The organism is Paraburkholderia sp. HC6.4b, assembly GCF_014200875.1.
GTDB lineage: Bacteria > Pseudomonadota > Gammaproteobacteria > Burkholderiales > Burkholderiaceae > Paraburkholderia > Paraburkholderia tuberum.
Genome location: NZ_JACHDC010000020.1, coordinates 102,029 through 119,540, shown reverse-complemented (window position 1 = coordinate 119,540; position 17,512 = coordinate 102,029). Strand labels below are relative to the sequence as shown.

17 protein-coding genes and 1 pseudogene are annotated in these 17,512 nt (G+C 64.1%); 12 read left to right on the top strand and 6 right to left on the bottom strand.

From position 1 onward, the window contains the following. Nucleotides 1-83: 83 nt before the first annotated feature. Nucleotides 84-404, bottom strand: coding sequence for a pyrimidine/purine nucleoside phosphorylase (locus tag HDG34_RS28190; protein WP_008917257.1), 321 nt, complete (start codon nt 402-404; stop codon nt 84-86). A 197-nt stretch (nt 405-601) separates the two neighbouring features. Between HDG34_RS28190 and HDG34_RS28185 the strand changes: the two genes are divergently transcribed. Both HDG34_RS28185 and HDG34_RS39915 read left to right on the top strand, forming a co-directional pair. Continuing rightward, nucleotides 602-1,177, top strand: coding sequence for a cysteine hydrolase family protein (locus tag HDG34_RS28185; RefSeq protein WP_184064421.1), 576 nt, complete (start codon nt 602-604; stop codon nt 1,175-1,177). Next, entirely contained in the window at nt 1,092-1,619 is a 528-nt protein-coding gene (locus tag HDG34_RS39915) for a BON domain-containing protein (protein WP_311734750.1), read from the top strand. The genes HDG34_RS28185 and HDG34_RS39915 overlap by 86 nt, the downstream gene beginning before the upstream one ends. Nucleotides 1,620-1,761: 142 nt before the next feature. On the opposite strand, the gene HDG34_RS28175 is transcribed toward HDG34_RS39915, so the two are convergent. After that, nucleotides 1,762-2,538, bottom strand: a complete 777-nt coding sequence (locus tag HDG34_RS28175; RefSeq protein WP_035471695.1) for a hypothetical protein — start codon at nt 2,536-2,538, stop codon at nt 1,762-1,764. 518 nt (nt 2,539-3,056) lie between these two features. Between HDG34_RS28175 and HDG34_RS28170 the strand changes: the two genes are divergently transcribed. The 4 genes from HDG34_RS28170 (at nt 3,057) to HDG34_RS28155 (ending at nt 7,591) form a co-directional block, all read left to right on the top strand. Beyond that, nucleotides 3,057-4,247: an L-dopachrome tautomerase-related protein gene (locus HDG34_RS28170; RefSeq protein WP_184064415.1), complete on the top strand. Its 1,191-nt coding sequence runs from the start codon at nt 3,057-3,059 to the stop codon at nt 4,245-4,247. Between the two features lie 214 nt (nt 4,248-4,461). Then, complete coding sequence (locus HDG34_RS28165) at nt 4,462-5,667, top strand: paraquat-inducible protein A (RefSeq protein WP_184064412.1); 1,206 nt, start codon at nt 4,462-4,464, stop codon at nt 5,665-5,667. Beyond that, entirely contained in the window at nt 5,664-6,959 is a 1,296-nt protein-coding gene (locus HDG34_RS28160) for an MlaD family protein (protein ID WP_184064408.1), read from the top strand. The genes HDG34_RS28165 and HDG34_RS28160 overlap by 4 nt, the downstream gene beginning before the upstream one ends. Next, nucleotides 6,956-7,591: a membrane integrity-associated transporter subunit PqiC gene (locus HDG34_RS28155; RefSeq protein ID WP_184064405.1), complete on the top strand. Its 636-nt coding sequence runs from the start codon at nt 6,956-6,958 to the stop codon at nt 7,589-7,591. Before HDG34_RS28160 ends, HDG34_RS28155 begins: the two co-directional genes overlap by 4 nt. Before the next feature lie 30 nt (nt 7,592-7,621). On the opposite strand, the pseudogene HDG34_RS28150 reads toward HDG34_RS28155, so the two are convergent. The 3 genes and pseudogenes from HDG34_RS28150 to HDG34_RS28140 form a co-directional block, all read right to left on the bottom strand. Further along, nucleotides 7,622-7,972 (bottom strand): annotated as a pseudogene (locus HDG34_RS28150) (GNAT family N-acetyltransferase); the annotation flags it as partial. A 164-nt stretch (nt 7,973-8,136) separates the two neighbouring features. Next, the gene (locus HDG34_RS28145; RefSeq protein ID WP_090806862.1) at nt 8,137-8,496 is read right to left on the bottom strand and encodes a protocatechuate 3,4-dioxygenase; all 360 of its coding nucleotides are present in this window, start codon (nt 8,494-8,496) and stop codon (nt 8,137-8,139) included. Then, complete coding sequence (locus tag HDG34_RS28140) at nt 8,496-9,338, bottom strand: gallate dioxygenase (RefSeq protein WP_184054301.1); 843 nt, start codon at nt 9,336-9,338, stop codon at nt 8,496-8,498. Before HDG34_RS28140 ends, HDG34_RS28145 begins: the two co-directional genes overlap by 1 nt. Nucleotides 9,339-9,729: 391 nt before the next feature. Between HDG34_RS28140 and HDG34_RS28135 the strand changes: the two genes are divergently transcribed. The 3 genes from HDG34_RS28135 (at nt 9,730) to HDG34_RS28125 (ending at nt 12,653) form a co-directional block, all read left to right on the top strand. Next, nucleotides 9,730-10,431 (top strand): GntR family transcriptional regulator, encoded by a 702-nt coding sequence (locus HDG34_RS28135; RefSeq protein ID WP_184064402.1) that lies wholly within the window; start codon nt 9,730-9,732, stop codon nt 10,429-10,431. Further along, complete coding sequence (locus tag HDG34_RS28130) at nt 10,428-11,735, top strand: LysR family transcriptional regulator (protein WP_184064399.1); 1,308 nt, start codon at nt 10,428-10,430, stop codon at nt 11,733-11,735. Before HDG34_RS28135 ends, HDG34_RS28130 begins: the two co-directional genes overlap by 4 nt. Nucleotides 11,736-12,056: 321 nt before the next feature. After that, on the top strand, nt 12,057-12,653 hold the full coding sequence (locus tag HDG34_RS28125) for a molybdopterin-dependent oxidoreductase (protein WP_184064395.1): 597 nt from the start codon (nt 12,057-12,059) through the stop codon (nt 12,651-12,653). Here HDG34_RS28125 and HDG34_RS28120 read toward each other — a convergent pair. Next, the gene (locus HDG34_RS28120; RefSeq protein ID WP_184064755.1) at nt 12,648-12,848 is read right to left on the bottom strand and encodes a hypothetical protein; all 201 of its coding nucleotides are present in this window, start codon (nt 12,846-12,848) and stop codon (nt 12,648-12,650) included. The two genes, HDG34_RS28125 and HDG34_RS28120, sit on opposite strands and share 6 nt — an antisense overlap. A gap of 139 nt (nt 12,849-12,987) precedes the next feature. On the opposite strand from HDG34_RS28120, the gene HDG34_RS28115 reads away from it, so the two are divergent. The 3 genes from HDG34_RS28115 to HDG34_RS28105 all read left to right on the top strand — a co-directional run bounded on the left by HDG34_RS28115 (nt 12,988) and on the right by HDG34_RS28105 (nt 17,429). After that, entirely contained in the window at nt 12,988-13,398 is a 411-nt protein-coding gene (locus HDG34_RS28115; RefSeq protein WP_018423374.1) for a DUF2946 domain-containing protein, read from the top strand. Nucleotides 13,399-13,582: 184 nt separating this feature from the next. Further along, complete coding sequence (locus tag HDG34_RS28110) at nt 13,583-15,856, top strand: TonB-dependent receptor (protein WP_409259592.1); 2,274 nt, start codon at nt 13,583-13,585, stop codon at nt 15,854-15,856. Between the two features lie 70 nt (nt 15,857-15,926). Continuing rightward, nucleotides 15,927-17,429 carry a PepSY domain-containing protein gene (locus tag HDG34_RS28105; RefSeq protein WP_184064390.1) on the top strand — a complete coding sequence of 501 codons (1,503 nt, stop codon included), beginning with the start codon at nt 15,927-15,929 and terminating at the stop codon, nt 17,427-17,429. The last annotated feature ends 83 nt before the right edge of the window (nt 17,430-17,512 follow it).

Sequence of the window (17,512 nt, the reverse complement as noted above, 5' to 3'; positions counted from 1 at the left end):
AGATAGTCTGGGCCTATTGTCCAAGCCGTCCCGGCTGCTTGCAGCAGGTCTTTCTTATCCCACTGCACGCGCCTTAAAGCCGCTTACAGATAGCTGCAAACGTAGTCCAGCGTTTCGACCACATCGATATCGAAGCGGCTCTTGCCAGGCACCGAGAACGATTCGCCCGCGCCATAGGTCTTCCACTCATCGCTGCCGTCGAGACGGATGCGGCATTTGCCCGCCTGCACTTCCATCAGCTCCGGCGCGTCGGTGCCGAAGTTCAGCGTGCCGGGCAGGATCACGCCGAGCGTCTTGCGCGTGCCGTCGGCGAACAGCACGGTGTGCGACACGCACTTGCCGTCGAAGTACACGTTGGCTCGTTTGACAACAGAAACCTGGTCGAATTGCGTTGCAGCCGTCATGGCGGTCTTCCTCTGGATCATCGTGAATGGATGCGTTGCGGCCCGGTGGGCGCGGCAGACGGCGCGCGATGCGCGCAAGCCGCCCGCGCAGGGCGCCCTGCCGGGCGCGAGCCCGCCATCATACATGGCTATTGATGGCGCCAATACGGTAAAGTCTGCCAGAACCATATCGACACCCACACAGACTCATTCGACCCATGCGCTCTCCCGCTCCTTCCGCCGGCGCCGTATTGTTGTTGATCGATCTGCAACGCGCGATCGATCATCCGAGCTGGGGCGAGCGCAACAATCCCGCAGCCGAGACGCAGGTGAGCCGCTTGCTCGCGCATTGGCGTAGCCGAGGCTGGCCGGTGTGGCATGTGCGGCACGACTCGACGGAGCCTGGGTCGCACTATCGGCCGGGTCAGGCGGGACACGAATTCAAGGCGTCCAACGTGCCGTTGCCCGACGAACCGGTGATTGCGAAACGCACGAATAACGCGTTCATCGGCACGGGACTCGAAGACCGCCTGCGCGCCGCCGGCCACACGACGCTGGTCGTGGCGGGTGTCATCACCAACAACTCGGTCGAGGCCACGGTGCGAATGGCCGGCAACCTCGGTTTCGATACCTATCTCGTGGCCGACGGCTGTTTCACTTTTGCACGGACCGACTGGCACGGAACGCCGCGCAGCGCCGACGACGTTCATGCGATGTCACTGGCCAATCTCGATCATGAGTACTGCGCGGTCGTCACGACGGGCGCGCTATTGGGCAACGGGCAACCGCAATAGCCGCAACGTCGATCTGCTGCGCGGCGAGCGACAATCAGGTGGTACAGGAGGACCTGTGAGAAAAGACAGCGCGAGCACCCTAATTGGCGCCATTGCCGCGGCAGCGATTGCGATCGGCACTGCGACCTGTGCGAATGCGCAAACCAGTGGCGGCATGCCGAACGATGCTTCCGCGCAAAGCCAATCCATGGCGGCATCGCCGGCTCGCAACAGACCCGATAGCGAACTCGCGCGCGACGTGCGGCGCGCGCTCGCACGCACACCGAACCTGCATTCAACGTCGATTCACGTGCAGGCGCGCCGCGGTATCGTGACGCTGACCGGTTGGGTACCGCAGCGCGCTCAGGTGCAACGCGCGGGCAGTGTCGCGAGATCGGTACGCGGGGTCAGACAGGTGAATAACCATTTGAATGTGCGCACGAGAGGTGCCAGCGGTCACTAGCGCAAAACGAATAAAAGAAAGTACTCAGCCCGCCACGAATGCGGCGGCCTGAGTACTTTCTATCGGCCAATCAATCGATGCGTGCGAGTATTCGCCGCGGCGGTCCATTGCTGCGCAACGCCGCCACGACTCGCGCAATACCTCAACGCCACATACGATAGCTGTAGACCGGCGCGCGATACGCATACACGCGCGGCTGCGCCCAATAGACCGGCGGACGATAAACCTGATAAGCGACAGGCGCGGCCGGTTGAACCACCGTTTCCACGACCTGCGGCATTTCATCGTATTGCGCCTGCGGATAAACCGGCACGTACTGCACGGGCGGCTGAGGATAGTCCTGCCGCACGTATACCGGCTGGTTGTCGTAGACCGGCTGCATCTGCGCGTAGGCCGGCGCCTGCTGGTATTGCATTGGCGGCGGCGCGTACTGCGGCTGCTGGTACACCTGCTGATATTGCTGTTGCGGCGGCGGTTGCGGCACCTGACGCTGCGCGTATTGGACCGGCCGCGGCTTCTGAGGCTGCGGCGGAATACTCGTGTACTTCGAGTTATCGTCTTCGGGAACGCCCGGCGGCAGCGGCGGCACGTCGACCCGCGCGACGTCGGTCCTGGCGGGTTGCCGCTGACCGTGATTGTGCGAGTCGATCATTGCCTGGTAATCGGCCTGATCCTGCTTGCCGCGGTTGATATAGCCATTGCGATACGCGCGGGCCACGTCCGACATCTTCGCATTCGGATCTTCTTTCATGCCGTCCGCATTGACCTTGTACTCGTTCGGACTGAGCGAGCCGGCCGGTACCTCGTCGTCGGACGCATAGGCCGCTTCGGGCCCGTCGGCCCACGCTGGATAACACTGCAGCGTTAGCACCGAAGCGACCGTCGTCACCCCGAGCCCCCAAAGCGTCGTTGTTCTCATGATCCACCTCGCGGCCGATTAAGAGTATTGAAAGCCGAAATTTTTACTTGCAGGCGTTGCTATTTGTCTGCGCGTGCAATTGTTATTTTCTAGCACATTCCTTTAACGTCGGCATTATTTTTTCTTTGCAAATGAGCGGTGTAGCGCACGAGTGACACGGCGGCTCCAAAGGCGAGTCAGGAGAAACCCTGAGAGTCAGAGTTGCCGAAATGGACCGTTTGGTACGGCGGCTCCGCACGCCGCCGCGGCGCGATTCTTTTCGCCCTGAATGACGTAGTAGCAACGCGGCCTTTTAGCGCACCATGTCGTATCAAGCGCTACGCGACAACTCGGCTTTCCCTATTGCGCGCACTACCGTTCTCTGCTCGCGCGAAAGTCAAACAATTCGCATAAAGGACGGTCCGCAATTCACGTTGAATACCTTCCGAAAGATTCGCGGATTACGATTCACTTTATCTTTGCACGCGACATTCGATTTGCTGAATACGGACATTTCCGTCCTGTCCCGGAGGCAGCCCATGAAAGACACCGCCACGCCAACCGCCGCGGATCGGGTTCCACTGACCGCCGCGCCTGCATCGAGCGCCGGTGACGACGGCTCGCTGCCGCATCTGCGCGAGATTGCGTCGTTCGGGCACCAGGTGACCGGCGTCGCCGTCGCCGCGGACGGACGCATCTTCGTCAACTTCCCGCGCTGGACAGAAGACGCGCCGATCTCCGTCGGCGTACTCACGCCCGATGGCGACGTCCGTCCCTATCCCGACGATCGATGGAACGGCTGGCGCAATGCCAGGCGTGACGAGTTGAACCCGCAGGATCGCTGGGTCTGCGTGCAGGCGATGCTGTGCGATTCCCAAAACAACCTGTGGGTACTCGACCCCGGCGCGCCGGCCCAGGCGTTCGTCGTGCCGGGTGCCCCTAAATTGGTCCGCATCGATCTTGCGACGGATAGCGTCGTCGGCTGCATTGCGTTCACGCTCGAAATCGCGTCTCAGGGCAGCTATCTGAACGACGTGCGCATCAGTCCCGACGGCCGTTTCGCCTACATCACGGACTCTGGAACACGCGGCGCGATCGTGGTGGTCGATCTCGGCACCGGTCAAGCGCGCCGCGTGCTCGACGGGCATCCGTCGACGCAAACGGATCCGGGCGTCACGGTCCATGCTGGCGGCGCACCATTGCGGCGTCCCGATGGACGCGGCGTCGAATTGGCGGCCGACGGCATCGCGCTCACTCGCGATGGACTGTATCTGTACTGGCAGGCGGTGAAGGGCAAAACGCTTTACCGCGTGCCCACCGAAGCGCTTCGCGATACCACGCTCGCGACCGATGAAGTCGGCAACCGCGTCGAGAAAGTGCTCGAGCATCGCCCCGCCGACGGGCTGCACATCGACCGGACGGGACGCCTGCTGATTACCGCGGTCGAAGAACACGCGGTGAAGGTATGGGACGGCGCGACATTGACGACGTTGCTGCACGAGCCCGGCCTGCGATGGCCGGATACGTTCGCGGAAGGGCCGGACGGCACGATCTACCTGACCGATTCACGCATTCCCGAGATGAACTGGTTCAAGCCGGGCCATCCCGACGCGCTGTCGTCGAGGTTGCTGATCATTGCCGACGCCGCTCCGTCAGCGGCGCCGAACACCAAACCGGGCACGCCGCCCGGCTCGCAAAGCGAAGCGGATCGGAACCGCTCACCCGACTGACGCCACACCGCCGCCGCCGACCGTCCGCGCTGCCCGGCGCGCCGAGGCCGGCCGGGAACGCGCCATGCTAGTGGAGGACAAGAGCTGGCGCGCGCCAGCGCGTCTGCCGTACATGCACGCGCCAAACGGCGCCCGGGGGTCGAGGGATGATCGGCGAAACTTCATTCGCAACGCGCTGCCCGCCTGAAAACGGACAGCCGATGGAGAACGTCGCATGACGATCGGCTGCCCCGAATGCGGCGCGCTCGAAGACATCCCGCCGCTCACCGCCCATACCTACGCGCGTTGCCGCGCCTGTCACTTTCCGCTCGAGCGGCGTAGCGGCCGAAGCCAGACCGCGGCGCTCGCCTGCGCGAGCGCGACCTTCGTATTGCTGTTTCCGGCCAACCTCGCGCCCCTGATGTATGTCCACATGCTCGGCGTCGAACGCTCATCACTGCTGTCGTCGGGCATCGTGCAGATGTGGAACGATGGCTGGTTCATTCTCGCGGTACTGCTCGGCACCTTCGGTATCGTGCTGCCATTCATCCGCTTTGGCGGCCTCGTGATCGTCCTCGCCGCGCTGCGGCTCGGCCGGCGTACCAGAGGAATCGGCGCGCTGTTTCGCTGGACCACCTCGCTCGATATCTGGGCCATGCCCGACGTCTATCTGGTCGGCTGCTTCGTCGGTTACGCGCGCGTGACGCAGAATCTGACCGGCACGATCGCCCCCGGCGGCTACTGCTTCATCGCCGCGGCGCTGCTGTCGATGCTCACGCGCGCGTCGCTCGACCGGAGAACGGTGTGGCGCGCGATCGCCGCGGAAAACGAGTTGCCGGAACATGAAGCGCCGCTGTCCTGCACGGTTTGCGATCTGGTCGTGCCGATGTCGCAGGAGGGGCGCCCCTGCCCTCGCTGCGCACTGACGTTGCGCGCTCGCAAAACCGACGCCGTCGTGCGCGCGGCTGCGCTGTCGCTCGCCGCGCTCGTTCTGACGATCCCGGCCAACTTCTTTCCGATGACCACTTCGATGCAACTCGGGCGGACCCACTCAACCCGGATCATCGACGGCGTCTACCAGCTGTTTCACGCTGGCCTGTGGCCGCTCGGCATTCTGATCATCTGTACGAGCATCGTCATTCCGGTGGCGAAGATTCTCGGCATGGCATGGTTCGTCGTCTCCGTTCGGCGCCGTTCGCGCCGGCATCTGCGGGTCAAGGCGCATCTGTACCGCCTGATCGACGAACTCGGCCGATGGTCGTACGTCGACGTGTTCACGATCGCGGCGTTCGTGCCGCTGGTCCGGTTCGACGGCATCGCCGCGGCGAGACCCGCCATTGGCGCCACCGCGTTCGCGCTGGTCGTGTTTCTGACGATGGCCGCTTCGCGCGCATTCGACCCGCGCCTGATGTGGGACGTCCACCCGCGGAGCAAGCGATGAGCGGCACGCGTCCCCGTCGTTCGCAAGCTCAGGTGCGGCGCAGCTCGTGGCCCGGCTGGATCTGGGCGGTGCCGGTCGCAGCCTTCGCGATGGCCGGATGGCTCGGCGTTCGCGCGTTGATGCATCATGGCGAGACGGTCACGGTAACCTTCGACAACGCGTACGGCATGAAGCCCGACGACACGATCGTCACGCTGCGCGGCGTGAAGGTCGGCGCCGTCTCGGAGATTACGCTCGCGCCCGATGGCCAACACGTGAAAGCCGAGCTCAAGATAGATCGCGCCGAAAAAAAGTATCTGCGCAGCGAGACCAGGTTTTTCCTGCGCGGCGCACACGTTGATCTCAACGATCCAGCGTCGATCAAGGCAGTGCTGTCCGGCCCCGAGATCGTGATGGAGCCCGGGCCCGGCGAACCGGCATCGCGTTTCGACGGAGTCGATCGCCGCCCCGCGCTCGCGCCGGGGCACGGCCCGGTCGTCACCTATCTGGTGCGCTTCGACGGTGCGGTCGGCGACCTGAAGAGTGGTGCCGATGTGCAATTGCGCGGTTTCGACGTGGGCACCGTCACCAGCGTGCGCCTGAACTACGACGCACGCACGGGCGCGCTGAGCACCCCGGTGCAGATCGCGCTGAACCCGTCGCAGCTTGGCATCGTCGGCGCGCCGCCACCGGCCAACGGGAACTGGCGCCCGCTCGTCGACGGCATGCTCACCCGCCTCGTCGCCACAGGCTTGCGCGCGCGGTTGTCGCAAGATCCGCCGCTCGTCGGCGCGGACAAGATCGACCTCGACTTCGTGCAAGGCGCGCCGGTGGCGACGCTCGCCAGCGAGGACGGCCTGCCCGTCATTCCGAGCGTCGCCGCCGCAAATCTCGACACGACGATGGCCAAGGCCAACGAGGTGATCCAGAAAATCGACGATCTCCCGATCCGGCAAACCGGCGAACAGGTCCGCAGTATCGCCGCGCATATCAACGCGCTCAGTTCCTCGCCTCAGATCAAGGACAGCCTGACGCACATCGACCACTCGGTCGCGCAGATCGATCACACGTTGCAGCAGGTCTCGCCACAGATCGGTCCGCTCGTCGCGCAATTGCGCGAGACGGCGAACGCGGCCGATCGCACCGTTGCCGCGGCGAACCGTACGCTAGGCGGCGACGCGTCGAGCCAGAACGACCTGCCTGCCGCCATGCAGGAGCTGACCGACACCGCGCGCTCGATTCGGGCACTGGCCGACTATCTCGACCGCCATCCGGAGGCACTGATCCATGGCAGGCAGCAGGAGGCTCAATGATGACGAGGTCCACGTTCCCCGTCGGACGCGCCGTCGCGGCATCGCTCGCGACGAGCGTCAGGACGGCGGCGTTTGTCGTAACCGTCGCGGCGATGACGCTCGCCGGATGCGGACACAGCATACCGACACGCTATGTGACGTTGAACCCGATGCCCGCCGACGCGCCGCCCGCCACGGCGCCGATCCCACCGATTCAACTGACCGCCGTGCATATTCCCGCGGTGCTCGATCGGCTCGAAGTCGTCACGCTGGCTTCGCAGAACCGGCTGACGATCGACGATAGCGACCTGTGGGGCGCACCGCTCGCTCTGATGATGCGCAAAACGCTTGCCCAGGACTTGCTCATGCGACTGCCCGCCGGATCGTTCGTCGTTCCGGATGCACCCGCGCCGCCCGGCACGCGCGCGCTGGTCGTCACCGTGCTGAATGCCACGGCCGACCCGAGCGGCACGCTGACGCTGCAAGCGGAGTGGACGCTGCTGGCCGGGCACTCGGATCAGGCGTCGCTGCGGCAGCAGGTGACGCTCGACTCCGCGATCAATGGACACGATGCGCTCGCGCAGGCGGCCGCGTTGAGCCGCGTTCTCGGCGATTTGGCCGACCGGATCGCGGCGTCGGTCCTCGCGCACTGACCGACGGCGTCGAGTTCGCTGCCGCGCCGATCACGCAGTACCGTTATCGCCTTTCCTTGCGCAAAGCCGGTTGAAACGCTGCTCGACCACGCGTGTTCCCCATTGCGTGCCTTCCGATTCTTCACTTAGCCGAAAGCCGAATGACTCGTACAGATGACGCGCCGCGTCGAGCCCCTTGAACGTCCATAGATAGGTTTCGTCGAACCGCTCGTCGAAGAAACGCATGGCATGCGACAGCAATTGCCGTCCAATCCCGGCGCCGCGCAAAGAATCGTCGACGATGAACCAGCGCAAATGAGCGACAGCCGTGTCGTTATCTCCGTCGATCACGACAGACGCGAGCGTGCGGCCGTTTTCGACGTATAGCCAAAGCCCTTTACCTTTCAACCGCTTGACGGTCAACGCCAACGGCACAGTAAAGAAGATATGCGACATGAACCCGCCGATAATCACGGCCGGGTCGAAGTAAGCCGGATGGTTTGAACTACACATCGGAACTTCAAATCGGATTGCCCAGCGCACAGCGCTGCCTTGATGCGCGGCCTTTAAACGGCGTCGGGTACCTGACGAGTCTTCAGAAACGCTTCGAGCGTTTCGCCGCGCATGCTCGCGTACACGCCGAGATTGGTGATCTTCACCACACGCGCGAACTTCTCGAGCACGAAGAAAGACACCCCATAACGGATCAGACCGATCCAGTCGGTGTTGTCGACCAGCGTGCGTTCTTCCGGCGTCAGGCCGGCCGCATCGTATGAGGCGGTGCGGTTTTCGAGCCACAGCGCGCGCGCCGACGCTTCGCGCATCTGCCAGAAAAAGCGGTTCAGGCGCATCGCCTTCATGCTCTGGCGGATATCGAACGGATACGTGCCGGTCAGTTCTTCGACGCCAACCAGTTGCGGATTCATTACGCCACCTCTTCTTCGTAGATCGTCACGGCCATCGCGGTGCTGGTCGCCAGGTAGTAGCTGCGATGCAGTTCGCGGACCTTCTGACCCAGCGCCCCGCGCATCGCGAGCCACATGATCGTCTCGACGCTTTCCGCGCCGCCGAGGCGCACGTAATCGACGTGCTTCATCGCGGCAAGACGCTCCGGATCGCTGACGATCAGGTCGAGGAATTCCATGTCCCATTCGGTGTTGTTGAAGCCGCTGCGTTCGCCATGCACCTGGTGCGACAGCCCGCCCGTGCCGACCACCACGACCTTCAGATCCTGCTCGAACGATTCGATCGCGCGACGCAGCGCCTGGCCGAGCCGGTAGCAGCGATTCGCGGTGGGCAGCGGATACTGCAGCACGTTCACTTCGAGCGGCACCAGCGACAGCGGCCAGCCGCCCTGATGCGGCAGCATCAGCGACAGCGGCGAATTGACGCCGTGATCGAGCGGGCGGTCCTGGAAGACGGTCAGATCGAATTCGTCGGCGACCAGTTGTTCGACGATATGGATCGCGAGATCCGGATGACCGGCGATGTCGGGCAGCGGACGCTTGCCGGCGCCTTCATCGGCGAACTCGTGGTTGGGCGACACGCCGAGCGCGAACGTGGGATAGCAGTCGAAGAAGAAGCTGTTCGCGTGGTCGTTGTAGAACATCACCATCACGTCGGGCTTCTGCTCGGCCAGCCACTGCGCCACCGGTTCATAACCCTTGAACATCGGCGCCCATGCCGGTTCGTTCTGCTTGCCCTTGTCGTACGCCAACCCGATCGTGGGTACATGGGACGTGCCGATACCACCAATGATTCTTGCCATATTCGTTCTCTTCCGTCACTTCGTGCTGCTGCCAATCGGATAGGTCGCCAAGTTTACCGCGCTAGTCACCACGACCGTCTTGGGATACAAAGATAGAAATTGTGCCGCGATACGGGAAGCACGGGTATACCTCAGGCAGCGCCGGGTTGACGAGTAAAAACCCGACATTTGCGCGGCCGGAGCGCGGATGAAGCGCTCCCCGACCACGCCGCGCAGGGGCTCCCTCGGTATCCCAAGCCCGCGAGGCAAGCCTTCCGCGACGCCTCGGCATCTCGTCACGCGATAAATAAAACAGATGGCCCGGAAAACAACTCGCAACGCACATTTCCAAGGCTTGGAGCGGTGCTGCACGCATGGCTATACTGCGCTGCTTCCGACGCGCGACGAAACGATGAACGAGACCACCCAGCAAGCGATCGTGCAGACCTTACGCGAGAAGATCCTGTCGGGCGAACTGTCGCCCGGGCAGCGGCTCGTCGAAGCGCAGCTTGCGCAATGGCTCGGCGTGTCGCGCACGCCGCTGCGTTATGCGTTGAGCGTGCTGTCGTCGGAAGGCCTGCTCGATCGTTCAGGCTCGCGCGGTTACGTCGTGCGCCGCTTCAGCGTGCGCGACGTGCTCGACGCGATCGACGTGCGCGGCGTGCTCGAGGGACTCGCCGCGCGCTCGGTCGCCGAAAACGGCGTGAGCCCCGCGCTCGCCGCCGCGCTCGACGACTGCCTGCGTGAAGGCGACGCGATCTTCGAGCAAAAGCATCTGCAAGCAGGCGACGACGTGCGCTACGCGCAGATGAACGGCCGCTTTCATGCGCTGATCGTCGAAGCGGCGCAGAACCAGGCGGTCACGGCCGCGCTCAGTCTGAACGACAAGGTGCCGTTCGTGTCGCCGTTCACGATCGCGTTCGACGAATCCGCGCGCGAGCGTCAATTCATGATGCTGACGTACGCGCATCGCCAGCATCACGCGATCGTCGACGCGCTGAAAAAAGGCGAAGGCGCGCGCGTCGATGCGTTGATGAAGGAGCACACGCAGATCTCGAAGGAAAGTCTGAATCTGTCGCTGCCGTCGTTGCATCTGATCGCGGGCGCGGCATGAGCAACGACACGCTTTCCGCCGCCACCAGCCAGGCGAGCGCCAAAGCGCCGCTGTCGGTCAGCAGCAAGGACCTGCTCAATCTCGCGCAACTGCGCGCATTCCGGCTCGTCGCCGATATGGGCAGCGCGACGCGCGCGGCGGCCGCGTTGTTTCGCGCGCAGTCGGCGGTCACGCGCTCCGTGCAGGAGCTCGAGTCGGCGCTCGGCGAACCGCTGTTCGATCGCGGTCCTTCGGGCATGCTGCCCACTCCGGTCGGCCGCGCGGTGCTGCATCGCTGCGAGCGGATCTTCGCTGAACTCGAAGAACTCGCCCGATGGTGCACCGCGCGACAGACGCGCCGCCGGCCCGTCGCGGAAGGCGCATTGCCCGCGTATCTGCTCAACACGCGGCGGTTGCAACTATTCGCGGCGCTCGCGCGGCATCGGCATATGCCGAGCGCGGCAAAAACCTTCGGCATCAGCCAGCCCGCGGTGAGCACCGCGATCCGGGTACTCGAAAGCGGCTCGGGACTGAGTCTGTTTCACCGCAGCCCGCGCGGCATTCTGCTGACGGCCGAGGGCGAGACGTTCCTGCTTCACGTGCGCCGCGCGCTGAACGAACTGCGCCACGTCCCCGACGATATCGCCGCATTGCACGGCAAGATTCAGGGCTCGGTGACAGTCGGCGCGTTGCCGCTCGGGCGCACGCTGATCCTGCCGAAGGCGATCGCGCGAATGACCTCGGAGAATCCGGGCGTGCGCGTGGTCACCGACGAAAGCGCATACGAGACGCTCGTGGCCGGTCTGCGAGCGGGTGACATCGATTTCATTCTCGGCGCGCTGCGCGACAACGACGCGACGAGCGGCCTGAAAAACGAGCGGCTGATGTCGGAAGACATGGTGGTGCTGGTGCGCCGCGGTCATCCGCTGACTCACGCGCACGATCTGACCATCATGGGTCTGCGCGACGCGCAGTGGATTCTGCCGCGCAGCAACGCGCCGGCGCGTGCGCTGTTCGAAACGCAATTCAAGCGGATGAAGGTGAAGCCGCCTCTGCCGACCGTCGAGACCGCCGACCTCGCGGTGATTCGCGGCCTGCTGCTCGGTACCGACATGGCGGCGGCCTTGTCGGCGCAGCAGCTGCATCACGAGATTCAGTCCGGGCAACTGGTGGTGCTCGATGTACCGCTGCACAACACGCGGCGCGAGATCGGCCTGACGATGCGCGCGGCGGGCACGCCGTCACCGGCCGCGCGCGCATTGATCGACGCGATCCGGCTGTCGGTCGTCGATGTGACGCGCACCGTCAGTATCGGCGCGAACTGAGCACTTCCATTGATCAGGGGCGACACAGAGTTGATGTCGAGTGTGATTTCCCCGATGTACGCGAGGCTTCTTGCGTTGCGCCTGGTTCGTGCGTCCATGGGCATTGGAAAAGGACTTCGTCATAAACCTGCGAAGACGCGCACCGCATTGGACCGCCGCGCATGGAACCGTGCCGGCTCCGGCACGAACCGCAAGCGGAAATAGCATAGCGAATGACGCGTTAATGAAGCATCGCCGTATCACGTGCGGCGACAATTCTCCGACAATAGAAGAGCGCGCACCTCACCACGCGGCGCCTCGAAGACACCCGGAGAAAACGTAATGAACAAACGCCAGTTCCTGACCAGCGCCGCGGCACTGGGCGCGGCGGTCGCGCCCGCATTTGGCGCGAAGCGCGAGCACGCCGAATGCGGGCCGTCTCCGGTCGTCCTGACGATCTCCGGCGCGATCAAGCACAGCAATCGCGGCGCGCTCAATCCCGCTTTCGATCAACTGCTGGCGAAGCACCAGGTGAAGTTTTCGCAAGCGTACGGCGTCGATCTGCCGTGGCTCGCCAGCATGAAGACCGTGACGATCCATCCGACGATCGAATACGATGCGCACATGCATACGTTTAGCGGCCCGCTGCTCACCGACGTGCTCGCAAACGTCGGCGCGCCCGACGCGGGCAGCACGCAAATCGTCATGCACGCGGTCGATGGCTACGCGGTGTTGACGACGCTCGACAAGGTGCGCGAGTATCACTTCATCGTCGCGACACAAATGGACGGCAAGCCGCTGGCGCTCGGCGGCGTGGGGCCGTTATGGGCGATCTACGACGCCGATCAGATTCCCGAACTCGCGGCCAAGCCACTGAAGGACCGCTTCGAATTGTCGCCGTGGGGCCTGTATCACATGCAGCTCACAGAGGCGTCATAGCGCGCCACCGAATCGCTCGACGCACGCCTGCCGCACGCGCTCGACCGAGCTCGCCCACTGACCCAGCGCGAACGAACACGCACCGGCAATATTGAACGCTTCGGCCCGCTGATCGTTCGGCAAGGCGGAATCTTCGAGCTGCGGCGCGACGAGGGGCAACGCGTCGACGAACTGCCCGGCCGAACATAGCGCCACGGCTCGCTGGTTGTCGCCTCGGCCTCAGCGCCCCGAAATAAGCGCTTTTTCACCGTCTAATCCGCCGTTATGCCCGTCATTGCGAATGAAAGGATCGCGCGGTGATGCTAGAATCGCGCCCGTCTTTTCTTCGACGATCATGACTCGACACTCGCGCAACCACCTGACCGCATGGCTTGGCCTCGTCGCCATGTGGCTCGTCGTGTTCGCGCCGCTTGTGAGTCAGTTGCTCGAATCGGGCCGCGCCCACGAGCCGATTGCCGCGCTATGTTCGGCGCTTCACCCGGCTGGTGCAAGCAATGTGAGCGATGCGAGCGTCGTCGCTCAAACCAGCCCCGCGCCCGTGCATCTGAGCCACGACGATGCATTCGGCGCCTGCGGCTACTGTCATCTGCTCGAACATCACGTCGCGATGCCGACGCTCGCCGCCGTCGAGCCGCCGGCCGCGCTGCCGCTGGCCGGCACTGCGCCGCCCACGCTGTCCACCCGCTTCACGCCGCTTGGCGCCTTCCCGTCGGGACGTCCGCGCGCCCCACCTGCCGTTTCCTGATCGCTACCGGTTCTGATCGCGCCTTCGTCGCTCACATCGACGAGGCCTGCGATCGCCTGTTCAATGCATCGAGGAAACGCTCATGTTCAACTTCGCGCTGCGAAGGCTCTCTTATTGCGTCCGTCGTGACGCTGTCTTTTCCGCTCATCGCGCGGTTCGTCGTTCCGTTCTTTGGCCCGCGCTCATGCCTGCCTTCGTGCCGGCTTTCGTCGCAACACCCACGCATGCCGCCGACGCAAACACCGACGCGACGCTGCCCGCCGTCAGCGTCAGTGCGAGCGCAAGCGCGAGCGCCGCACCGCGCGCCGTCGACCCGAACCTGCCGGCCTCCGTCGAAACCGTGACGCGCGATCAGTTCGCGAACTGGAACGTCGTCAACACCGAGGACGTGCTCAAGTACATGCCGAACCTGGCGGTACGCAAGCGCTTTACCGGCGATCTGAATTCGATCATCGCGGTGCGCGGCACCAGCAATACGCAGAGCGCGCGCGGCCTCGTCTATGCGGACGGCTTGCTGCTGAGCAACCTGCTCGGCAATAGCTATTCGTTTCCGCCGCGCTGGTCGATGGTGTATCCCGACGAAATCCAGCAGGTCGACGTAATCTACGGGCCGTTTTCCGCGCTGTATCCGGGCAATTCGCTCGGCGCGACCGTGCTGATCAGCACGCGCATGCCAAAGCAGTTCGAGGCCAACGCCGACGTGAAGGCATTCACGCAGCACTTCAGCCTGTTCGGCGTGAACCAGAGCTTCAACGGCAGCGAAGCGAGCGCGTCGATCGGCGATAGCATCGGCAAGTTCTCGTACCGGCTCGGCGTCAATCATCTCGAGAACACGAGTCAGCCGCTGCAATTCGCAACACTCGCTAAATCGACCACGCCCGCAAAGGCCGGCGACACGCCCGTCACCGGCGCCTATTTCTACAACAACCAGACCAATGCGCCGACGGCCGTGCTCGGTGTGAACGGCGAAGGCATCGAGCACACGGTGCAGGACCAGTTCAAGCTGAAGATGCAGTACGACTTCACGCCGACGCTGCAGGGCGGCTTCACGCTCGGCTACTGGCACCAGACGTACAACAGCGAAACATCGACGTTCCTGCGCGACGCGGCCGGCAACCCTGTGTACAGCGGCAACGTATCGATCAACGGTTACCACTACACGATTCCGGCGGCCGCGTTTGCGCCGGGTGTCGGGCACAGCGAGAACTGGCTCTACGGCGTGTCGCTGAAAACGCGCAACGCGACCGGCTGGAACGGCGAGGCGATCGCCTCGTATTACGACATCGGCAATGGCGTCGCACGCACCGCGAGTGCCGGCGGTCCGGGCAATGGCCCCGGCACCGTGCTGTTCAACGACGGCACCGGCTGGAAGACGCTGGACCTGCGCGGCACCTATACGCCCGCGACGAACCAGCCAGGACTGGCCAATCACGCACTGAGCGTCGGCTACCACTACGACAACTACTTCGTCGACAACCAGACCTACAACACGCTGAACTGGCGCGACGGCGACGCGACCTCGTTCGCCAACGCGTTCACCGGCAAGACGCAGACGCAAGCTCTTTATGCGCAGGACGCGTGGCGCTTTCTGCCGCGCTGGAAGCTCGTCTACGGCGCGCGCTATGAAGACTGGCAAGCCTACGATGGCGCACAGTCGCTACCCGGCACGACGATCGCGTACAGCGATGCCAGCCAGCGCCACCTTTCGCCGAAGGCGTCGCTATCGTTCGATGTCAGCGACGAGCTGACTTTGCGCGCGTCGATCGCTCGCGCGTATCGCTTTCCGACCGCGAGCGAACTGTTCCAGGGGCAAATCAACGGCTCCGCGATCGTCAACAACAATCCATATTTGCAGCCCGAAGACGATCTGTCGAAAGAGCTGAGCGCCGAATGGGCGCATTGGAATGGCGTGTTCCGCTTCTCGCTGTTTCAGGACGACGTGAAGAACACGATCTTCAGTCAGACCGACACCACCGTGATTCCGAGCGTGACGAACTTCCAGAACATCGGCAAGGTTCGCTCGCGCGGCGTCGAAGCAAGCTATTCGGGCGAGGACGTGTTCGTGCGCGGGCTCGATCTGCTCGCGAGCGTCGCGTACACGCAGTCGAAGATCCTCGAGAACGCACGGAATCCGGCCTCGGTCGGCAAGTACTTCTACCGCATTCCGCTGTGGCGCGCGAATCTTGCCGCGACGTATCACTTCGACGCGCGCGCGGCGCTGACGCTCGCTGCGCGTTACTCGGGTCGTCAGTACAACACGCTGACGAATACCGACACGAACCCCAACGTGTTCGGCGGCACCAGCACCTACACGGTTATCGACGCGAAGTTCACGTTCAAGCCGACGAAGCTCAGCGAACTCGGCATCGGCGTCGACAACCTGTTCGACGCGCGCTACTTCGTCTACCACCCGTATCCGGGCCGCACGTTTTATGTCGAAGCGAAGCTGCATATCTAAGCCTGATGCAAGACGCGGCAAACCGCTTGTCGCACACGAACCATCGACCCATTTGCCCGACGAGGATTTCATGTCCACGACTCGAACCGCCGAACGCGCGCGCGCGCAGAACGGTACAACCGCCGCCACGAGCGGCCCGACACATCCAGGCTATCGAACCCTGTGGCGCTGGCACTTTTACGCGGGCCTCTTCGTGATGCCTTTTCTACTCGTGCTCGCCATCACCGGCACGCTGTATTGCTTCCAGCCGCAGATCGAGCCGCTGCTTTATAGACAGCAACTGGTCGTCGCACCGCAAGCCGTGCCGAGGCTGGCCGACAACGCGCTGCTCGCGAAAGCGCGCGCGGCGATGCCGCCCGGCTCGATCGCGACGACCGCCGTGATCACGCGCGATCCGCAACGCAGCGCCGAATTCGTATTTCGTCTCGCGGACGGCTCGCAGCAGAGCATCTATCTGAATCCGTATAGCGGCGATGTGCTGGGCACGCTGAGCGTCGAGCATCGCTTGATGCAGGTGGATCGCATGCTTCATCGCAAGCTGCTGCTCGGCAAGCCCGGCGAACTGCTGATGGAACTGGCCGCATGCTGGACGCTCGTGATGATCGGCACCGGCGTCGCACTATGGTGGCCGCGCGGCAAAACGACCGCGCGCGCGGTGCTGCTGCCGCGCCTGGCGCTGAAAGGACGTCCGCTATGGAAAAGTCTTCACGCGGTGATCGGCATCTGGCTCGCCCTCGGCGCACTTGCGTTCGTATTGACGGGGCTGCCGTGGACCGGCTCGTGGGGCAAACAGTTCAAGGCGTTCGCGACCGCGACGAAGCTTGGCGCTCCGCCGGGCGCGTGGGGCGGTTTGCCGTTGCGCTCCATCGTGCCGGGAACGCCCTCGGACCAAGGGGACCACGCGAGCGTCACGCTCGCGCATGCCACGCGCGCCGACATGGACTCGATGCCCGGCATGGTCATGGACGACCTGCCGTTGCCGCTGACGCCGTGGGCCGCGGGCAACGCGAGCGTGCCCTCTTCCGCGGCCACCGACGCGGCGCAGCCTCTGTCGCTCGGGCATATCGTCGCGCTCGCCGCGTCGCTCGGTATCGCGGACGGCTACCGCATCGTGCTGCCGAACTCCGCAGCCGGCGTCTACACGCTTTCCTATTTCCCCGCGAATCCCAAAGACGAACGCACGTTGTACGTCGACCAATACAGCGGCGCGATCCTGAAGGACATTCGCTACGGCGATTACGGCGCGATCGCGAAGGCCGTGTCGTACGGCACCTCGCTGCATATGGGTCGCTACTTCGGCGTCGCGAATCAGATACTGTGCGCGGCTATTTCGCTCGGCCTTGGCGCGCTCGCTGTGACCGGCTTCGTGATGTGGTGGAAACGTCGGCCGCAACGCTCGCTCGGCGCGCCGTCGCGCGAGCGCGCCGCGCCGCCGATGCGTGGCTGGAAAACCGGCCTCGCGCTTCTCGGCGTCGTTTTCCCGCTGATGGGCGCAACGCTCGTCGCGGTGTGGCTGCTCGACCGGCTGGTTTTCGGCCGTGACTCACGACCGGAACCGAACGGCGTGGCGTGAGATCAAGACGAGCCGGGGCGCACCGCTTGTGCCTCACGAGCGTTTACGATATATTTTGCTCGCTTATGATCGATTCACGCCGA

What these genes read in the sequence shown, in the direction of transcription:
- HDG34_RS28190 (WP_008917257.1), bottom strand. Translation starts at nt 404, where the DNA reads ATGACGGCTGCAACGCAATTCGACCAGGTTTCTGTTGTCAAACGAGCC.
- HDG34_RS28185 (WP_184064421.1), top strand. Translation starts at nt 602, where the DNA reads ATGCGCTCTCCCGCTCCTTCCGCCGGCGCCGTATTGTTGTTGATCGAT.
- HDG34_RS39915 (WP_311734750.1), top strand. Translation starts at nt 1,092, where the DNA reads ATGCGATGTCACTGGCCAATCTCGATCATGAGTACTGCGCGGTCGTCA.
- HDG34_RS28175 (WP_035471695.1), bottom strand. Translation starts at nt 2,538, where the DNA reads ATGAGAACAACGACGCTTTGGGGGCTCGGGGTGACGACGGTCGCTTCG.
- HDG34_RS28170 (WP_184064415.1), top strand. Translation starts at nt 3,057, where the DNA reads ATGAAAGACACCGCCACGCCAACCGCCGCGGATCGGGTTCCACTGACC.
- HDG34_RS28165 (WP_184064412.1), top strand. Translation starts at nt 4,462, where the DNA reads ATGACGATCGGCTGCCCCGAATGCGGCGCGCTCGAAGACATCCCGCCG.
- HDG34_RS28160 (WP_184064408.1), top strand. Translation starts at nt 5,664, where the DNA reads ATGAGCGGCACGCGTCCCCGTCGTTCGCAAGCTCAGGTGCGGCGCAGC.
- HDG34_RS28155 (WP_184064405.1), top strand. Translation starts at nt 6,956, where the DNA reads ATGATGACGAGGTCCACGTTCCCCGTCGGACGCGCCGTCGCGGCATCG.
- HDG34_RS28145 (WP_090806862.1), bottom strand. Translation starts at nt 8,496, where the DNA reads ATGAATCCGCAACTGGTTGGCGTCGAAGAACTGACCGGCACGTATCCG.
- HDG34_RS28140 (WP_184054301.1), bottom strand. Translation starts at nt 9,338, where the DNA reads ATGGCAAGAATCATTGGTGGTATCGGCACGTCCCATGTACCCACGATC.
- HDG34_RS28135 (WP_184064402.1), top strand. Translation starts at nt 9,730, where the DNA reads ATGAACGAGACCACCCAGCAAGCGATCGTGCAGACCTTACGCGAGAAG.
- HDG34_RS28130 (WP_184064399.1), top strand. Translation starts at nt 10,428, where the DNA reads ATGAGCAACGACACGCTTTCCGCCGCCACCAGCCAGGCGAGCGCCAAA.
- HDG34_RS28125 (WP_184064395.1), top strand. Translation starts at nt 12,057, where the DNA reads ATGAACAAACGCCAGTTCCTGACCAGCGCCGCGGCACTGGGCGCGGCG.
- HDG34_RS28115 (WP_018423374.1), top strand. Translation starts at nt 12,988, where the DNA reads ATGACTCGACACTCGCGCAACCACCTGACCGCATGGCTTGGCCTCGTC.
- HDG34_RS28110 (WP_409259592.1), top strand. Translation starts at nt 13,583, where the DNA reads ATGCCTGCCTTCGTGCCGGCTTTCGTCGCAACACCCACGCATGCCGCC.
- HDG34_RS28105 (WP_184064390.1), top strand. Translation starts at nt 15,927, where the DNA reads ATGTCCACGACTCGAACCGCCGAACGCGCGCGCGCGCAGAACGGTACA.